Source organism: Amycolatopsis sp. NPDC004368 (assembly GCF_053602515.1).
Map to the genome: position 1 here is coordinate 1 of NZ_JBSGDT010000077.1, position 6,457 is coordinate 6,457.

The following is a 6,457-nucleotide window of genomic DNA, read 5'->3' on the forward strand; positions in this document are numbered from 1 at the left end:
GTGGGTCGCACTTCTCATCCTGCCGCCGAAAGACCCGTCCCCATCTTCAGGCCCCACCAGCCGACACCAACGTCACGACCCGCAACAGCTAGGTGGCGACGCGGGATGGCCGGCGCGGATGCCGGGTCGCGGGGTGGGGCGAGGCGTTCCCGTTCAGTGGCGAATACCAGAGAAACCCTGGTGAGCTGCGATTTTGGGCAAGCCGGGGGAGCGGTGATGTGGGTTGTCGTCAGGTGGCGAGAAGTGGGCTGCCGCGATGACCGCGGTGGGGTGTGTCGTTGGGGGATGAGGTGGCCCGCCGTCTGGAGGACGTCGATGCGGAGGGAGGCCGCGGGTTGGGGAGGTGTTCGTGAGTAAGGCCGGTGGGATGAGGACGTCGCGGTGGCCGAGCACGATGCGGGTCGGGACGGTAAGCGGACCGGGTGGCGGCGCGGGCGCTAACGGCCGCGTTGACGCGCAGCGGCTATTTCTTGCCGGCCGGTTCCATCGGGCGGCGGGCGAACGCCGGGGCGTGTTCGGGACGGAAACCCAAGCCCAGCAGGCGCGCAGGCACGTACGCGAACTTCGGGAAGCGGGCGAACAGCGCGATGAACTGGGGCGGCGGACCGTCTCGGCGGCCGACCATCACGGGGCGCATGACGGCGCGGTGCAGGAGCCGTTGCAGGGACTGGACGGCGATCGTCGGCACAAGGCGACGGCTGCGGACCTTCGCGAGGTCGGCCTCGGACACGCGGCCGCGCCGTAGGGATTCGGCCAGGAGGGTTGCGGCGGCGACCGCGTCCTGGACGGCGAGGTTGATGCCGACGCCGCCGACCGGTGACATCGCGTGCGCCGCGTCGCCGATGCAGAGGAGGCCGTCGGTGTGCCAGCGGTGCAGGCGGTTGAGGCGGACGTCGAGGAACTTGACGTCGTCCATGGTCTTCAGCTCGCCGACGCGGTCGGCGAACTCGGGGCACACGTCGATGACGTTGCGGCGGAACTGCTCGATGCCCGCGGCCCGCAGATCTTCACCCTTTGGGGCCAGGTAGGCGATCTGGTAGTAGCCGTTGCGGGGCAACGGCACGGCGAAGCGCCGGTGGTTCATGCGCGGCATGAGCATGGAGCCGTTTTCACCCTCGTGACGGGAAATGCGGAACCACCACGCGTCGAAGGGACAGTCGAACTCGCGCGGCTGGAGGCCGGCCGACCGGCGTGCGAGCGACCACCGCCCGTCGGCGGCGATGACGAGGTCGGACTGGAGCTCGCCTTCGGTGCCGTCGGGTGTGCGGTAGCGCACGCCGGTGACGCGGCCGTTCGCGCGGAGCAGGCCGGTCATCTCCGTCTCGAGGCGAAGGGTGAACGTCGGTTCCTTCTGTGCCGTCTCGGCCAGCAGGTTGAGCAGGTCCCATTGCGGAACCATCGCGATGTAGGGGTGTGGAACGTTCAGCAGCGACAGGTCGGCGAGTGTCATGAGGCCGCCATCCTCGGTGGGGAAGCCGGCTTTCGTCAGCTCGCTGTGCGGGATCGCGTCAAACTTTTCGCCGAGGCCGAGCTCGTCGAGCAGCGTGAGGGTGGACGGGTGGACCGTGTCGCCGCGGAAATCGCGCAAGAAATCGGCGTGCTTCTCCAGCACGGTCACCTCGACGCCCGCCCTCGCCAGGATCAGGCCGGCGACCATGCCCGCAGGCCCGCCGCCGACGACCACACAGCGCGTGTGCTCGGTCATCCGACTCAACTCCCCCTTTTCATCACCTGTTGAATAAGTTCAGGATGCACCCGGGGAGGGTTGACGTCAAGTGGCTGCTGCGTCACAGCGGTGACTGTCCACAAGGGACTCATTGCGCGTGTGGTTTGCGCTTCCGTGCGGGGTTTCGTGGCAAAGTGGCCACTTGAACCGTTTCACCGGTGTCGCTCGAAGCGGTTCACCCACCTGGTTGGCCGGGATTCCGGTGTCGTCACGGGATCAACACTTTCCCCGCACTGGGAGTAGACGCCGTGCGCCGGATCAGGGGAGCTGCAATCACCTTTTTGGCCGCGTTGCGAACGCGGCGCGTGCCCTAGCCTCACTGGGTGGATTTCGCCGTGGCACCCCCGACCCCTTCGCGAACCGCCCCTCCGGAACCGGTCGAACCCGAACCGTGGGCGCCTCCGGAACTGCGTCTGGTCTGCCTCGACATCGATGACACACTGATCGACTGCACTGCCGCGATTCGCCACAGCCTCCACGCCCTCACCGGTCGCAGCGATCTCTGGCCCCTGTGGGACTTGATCACCGAGGAGCACGTGGCGCTGGTCGTCGCGGGAAAACTCGGTTATGACGTGATGCACCACCGCCGTACCGAATGCTTCCTCGCCGAGCTCGGTATCTCCGCCGATTCCGCGCAGGTGACCGCGTTCGAGGCGCGCCGCCGGGACATTCTTGCCACCTCGTGGCAACTGTTCGACGACGTACTGCCGTGCCTGGAGTGGCTGCGCGCGGCCGGGCTGCTGCTCGCGGCCGTGACGAACGCGTCGGGGGCCCACCAGCGTCGCAAGATCGCGGACCTCGGGCTGGCGCCGTTCTTCGACCACGTGGCCATCGCCGGCGAGATCGGCGTCGCGAAGCCCGACCCTGTGATGTTCCACTCGGTGTGCCGGGGACTTGGCTGCGACCCAGCGCAGACGGTGCACGTGGGCGACAAGCTCGACACCGACGCCATCGGCGCGCACGCCGCCGGCCTCGGCGCCGTCTGGCTCGACCGCGACGGGACCGGTCGCACCGGCGAACGCGCACCGGCCGGTGTACACACGGTCACAAGCCTCGACGAGCTGCCTGAGCTGCTGGTTTCCGAGTACGCGACCGTCGGCGTCCCGGCCCAGCGTGTCGCAGGGACCCCCGCTGCGCAGGTGCGTGGCAGCGTGCTCTAGTATTTCTCCTCGTGCGGTGCTGAACCGGCCAAGCCGGGAAAGCGCCTCACTGGGGTATGGTGTAATTGGCAGCACGACTGGTTCTGGTCCAGTTAGTCTAGGTTCGAGTCCTGGTACCCCAGCTGCGGAGAGTGACCCCCCCTGCGGAGCGAGAAATCGCCTCTGGTAAGTTCTCTCCAGCAAGAAAAACAGAATAGCTCCCCGGAAACGGGGAAAGATCCTAAGCCCCCGTCGTCTAGCGGCCTAGGACGCCGGCCTCTCACGCCGGTAGCGTGGGTTCGAATCCCATCGGGGGTACAGATAGTCACAGCCCAGGTTCCGCGATTGCGGACCTGGGTTTTGGCATTTCTGGGGTTGGGTGTTTTGGGCCGAGTGTGGGTGGGGTGGCTCGGTTGGTGGGGCGGCGTGGTGTGTCTACACGGGACTGTTGCGGTGGCGCCTTAAGTGGGTTTCGGCGCTGATGCGGCCGCTGGGATCGGGCGCGAAGTGGGAGTGCGCGACGGCGGTCGTTGCGGCGGGCGTGGGCGCGTGGGCCAGTGGATGCGCAGGCAGTCGCTGTTGGGGTAAGTGCGTGCCGCCCGGTGTGGAGTCGCGGTGGTTGGGGTGAGCGCGGCCGGTGGGTGCGGGGCTCGATGGTTGGGGCGACTCGGCCGGTGGGTGCGGAGGCTCCGTGGTTCGGGCGACGTAGCCGGTCAGTGCGGGGGTTCGGCGGTTGGGGTGGACGCGGCCGGTGGGTGTGGCGGCTCGACGGTTGGTGGGCGCGGCCGGTGGGTGCGGAGGTCGGTGTTGTTTGAGGTGGGGGCGAGCCGGTGAGAGTGCACGGCCGAGCGGGCCGCGCCGCTGCGCCAGGTCGTGCACGACGCGCTGGCCGAGCTGATCATCCATCGCACGCTCGAGCCGGGCAGCACCTGGTCGCGGGCCCACCTCGCGAAGAGCTGCTGGTGTTGGGGGCGGCCGCGTGAAGGCGGGCGTGGACACGGCCGTCGCTGGAAATAGGCGCGGGTGTTGGGGGCGAAAGGCAAGTTCGTTGGGAGGGGGCAGCCCGTCGGGGCGGGTGGAGCTGTCCCTGGGCATGGGGGTGGCTGCCGAAGGCAGAGGTTGAAGGCGGGCGCGGATAGCGAATTCGGAGGCCGCACGGGGGCGGGTGCGGCCGGTGGGCGAGGAGGCTGATGTCGCTGGGGTGGGCGTGGCTAGTTGGTGAGGCTCCTGGCGTGCGGTTGTTGGCCGGCGGAGGGGCAGTCGTGTGTGGGCTTCGCGATTTCGCCGTGCCGGGGTAGGGGAGTTAGACGGTTCTGGGGTTGATGTTGTTCTGGGGATGTCTGGTGGTTTGTCCAGAGCCAGAGCCAGAGCCAGAGCCAGAGCCAGAGCCAGAGCCAGAGCCAGAGCCAGAGCCAGAGCCAGAGCCAGAGCCAGAGCCAGAGCCAGGGGTCTGCCCAGGGTCTGGTTGACACCTCACCTGTGAGGCTTCGGCCTCGCCTGGAAGGATGTCACCGTGCCCAAGCCCTATCCCCGTGAGTTCCGTGACGACGTCGTGGCCGTGGCCCGCCGCGGCGAGGTCCCATTGAAGCAGGTCGCCAAGGATTTCGGGATCTCCGAGTCGTGTCTGGCGAACTGGCTGCGCGCGGCCGATGTCGAGGACGGCACCCGGCCCGGCGTGACCCGGGATGAGTCCGCTGAGCTGCGGGAACTGCGTAAACGTAACCGGTTGCTGGAGCAGGAGAACGAGGTCCTGCGCAAGGCGGCGGCCTATCTGGCGCAGGGCAATCTGCCGGGAAAATAGTCTTCCCGCTCGTCCGTGACCTGGCCGCGGCCGGCGCCCGTGTGCGGGTGCCGGTCGCGGTGACGTGCAGGGTGCTGGGCATCTCCCGGCAGGCCTACTACCAGTGGCAGTCGTCCCCGGTCTGCCAGCGGGACTGGGACGACGCGCACCTGATCGACGCCGCGCTCGAGATCCACGCCGACGACCCGGCCGACGGTTACCGGTTCATCGCCGACGAGCTCGCCCGGCGCGGGTTCACCGCCTCGGAGAACCGGGTGTGGCGGATCTGCTCGATGCAACGGATCTTTTCCGTGCATGCCAAGAAGAAGGGCCGTTCCCGCATGGCGGGGCCGCCGGTGCACGACGACCTCGTGCGCCGGGATTTCACCGCCACCGCGCCGAATACCAAGTGGCTGACCGATATCACCGAGCACCCCACCGGCGAGGGCAAGCTGTATCTGTGTGCGGTCAAGGACTGCTACTCCAACAAGATCGTCGGATACTCCATCGCCTCGCACGTGCGGGCCTCACTCGCCGTCAGTGCGCTGCGCAACGCCATCGCCCTGCGCGACCCGCACGGTGTCGTGGTCCACTCCGACCGCGGCGCCCAATTCCGATCGGCGCCCTACCAGCGCCTCCTGCACGCGCATGGGCTGACCGGGTCGATGGGGCGGGTCGGCGCATGCGGTGACAACGCTGCGATGGAATCGTTCTTTTCTTTGCTGCAAAAGAATGTTCTCGACACCCGGAGGTGGCGCACGCGTGAGGAGCTCCGGTTGGCGATCGTGTCCTGGATCGAGACAAAGTACCACCGCAAACGCCGCCAACGCGCCCTGGGCAAGCTCACCCCAGTCGAGTTTGAGACCATCTACACCACCGCAACAGCGGCCTGAAAACAGCCAACTCCGGTGTCAACCAGACCCTGGGCAGACCCCAGAGCCAGAGAACGTCATGTGGGGACGTCGTTGTGGGCCGAAGGCTGACGGCTGAGCTCCGCCGGTCGTCGGCGATCGGGTTGGGGCGTCTTCGTAGTCTGCCGGTGGCGTGGGGCTGGTCAGGGAGGCGAGGGCGAGGTCGTTGTCGAGAGCTCGCGGGCCTGAGGACGGCCGACGCAAGCTTGGTCGGCGAGGACGTGGCTGGCGGTCGAGGCCGTGCGTCGAGAGGGTTAGTGGGGTTCGGATTGAGCGTGGTGCGATCCAGGACGGGCTTGGCTTCTGGAGTCGGGGATGAGGTGTCTATGGGGCTGCGGTGTTCGTCGGGGACGACGTTGCCGTAGCAGCGGTGAGGCTGGGGAAAGACGTGTGTGGGCAATGCTCTGTGTGCGGTTGGGGCGGGAGTGTGATTGGCGATGGGGATCGGCGTCGGTTTGTGAACTGGGGACAGGTCATGGTCCACGTCTTTACGGCAAAGGCGATACCTCATCGTCGTGGAACTGTCTGGTGCACCGAGCTATTGCGACAGAAGGCGAGTCGGATCGATTGATAGCGCGGTTTGCGCGGGAGAAATACGCAGCCAAGCTAAGTGAGTTTCCGAGCAATTGCAGGGTGATGTGCGGGAGGTGCACTTCGGGCGGCCGGCGCGGCGAAACTGGCGGCACTCAGATCAGTCAGCGTCTGGTGCTGGACAGGCGGTTCGAGCTCGGAGCCACCGGTCGCGGGCACAACACCCCGGATATGCGGCAGGGCCCCGTCCCGTGGTGGGAGGGGGCCCTGCCGCATGTGGTGCGTGTTCCCGGCTGTGGGCCGGGGTGGTGTTATTTCTTTTTGGCGGCGCTGGTGCGCTTGGCCGCCGGCTTGGCCGGGGTCTTCTTCG

Annotated in this window: 3 protein-coding genes and 2 tRNA genes; 4 read left to right on the top strand and 1 reads right to left on the bottom strand. The window is 67.5% G+C overall.

Going from position 1 to position 6,457, the window contains the following annotated elements:
- Positions 1–463: 463 nt before the first annotated feature.
- On the bottom strand, positions 464–1,705 hold the full coding sequence (locus tag ACWEOE_RS41915) for an FAD-dependent oxidoreductase (protein ID WP_452019392.1): 1,242 nt from the start codon (positions 1,703–1,705) through the stop codon (positions 464–466).
- A gap of 344 nt (positions 1,706–2,049) precedes the next feature.
- Between ACWEOE_RS41915 and ACWEOE_RS41920 the strand changes: the two genes are divergently transcribed.
- From ACWEOE_RS41920 to ACWEOE_RS41935, 4 genes are all read left to right on the top strand, one after another.
- The gene (locus ACWEOE_RS41920) at positions 2,050–2,886 is read left to right on the top strand and encodes an HAD family hydrolase (protein WP_452019393.1); all 837 of its coding nucleotides are present in this window, start codon (positions 2,050–2,052) and stop codon (positions 2,884–2,886) included.
- 50 nt (positions 2,887–2,936) lie between these two features.
- A tRNA-Gln gene (locus ACWEOE_RS41925) sits at positions 2,937–3,008 on the top strand.
- A 102-nt stretch (positions 3,009–3,110) separates the two neighbouring features.
- Positions 3,111–3,183: transfer RNA gene (locus ACWEOE_RS41930), tRNA-Glu, on the top strand.
- A gap of 1,195 nt (positions 3,184–4,378) precedes the next feature.
- Positions 4,379–5,538, top strand: a protein-coding gene (locus ACWEOE_RS41935; protein ID WP_452019395.1) for an IS3 family transposase whose coding sequence is annotated in 2 segments (ribosomal slippage) — positions 4,379–4,657 and positions 4,660–5,538 — 1,158 coding nt in all. Because the reading frame shifts where the segments join, the coding sequence is not laid out codon by codon here.
- The last annotated feature ends 919 nt before the right edge of the window (positions 5,539–6,457 follow it).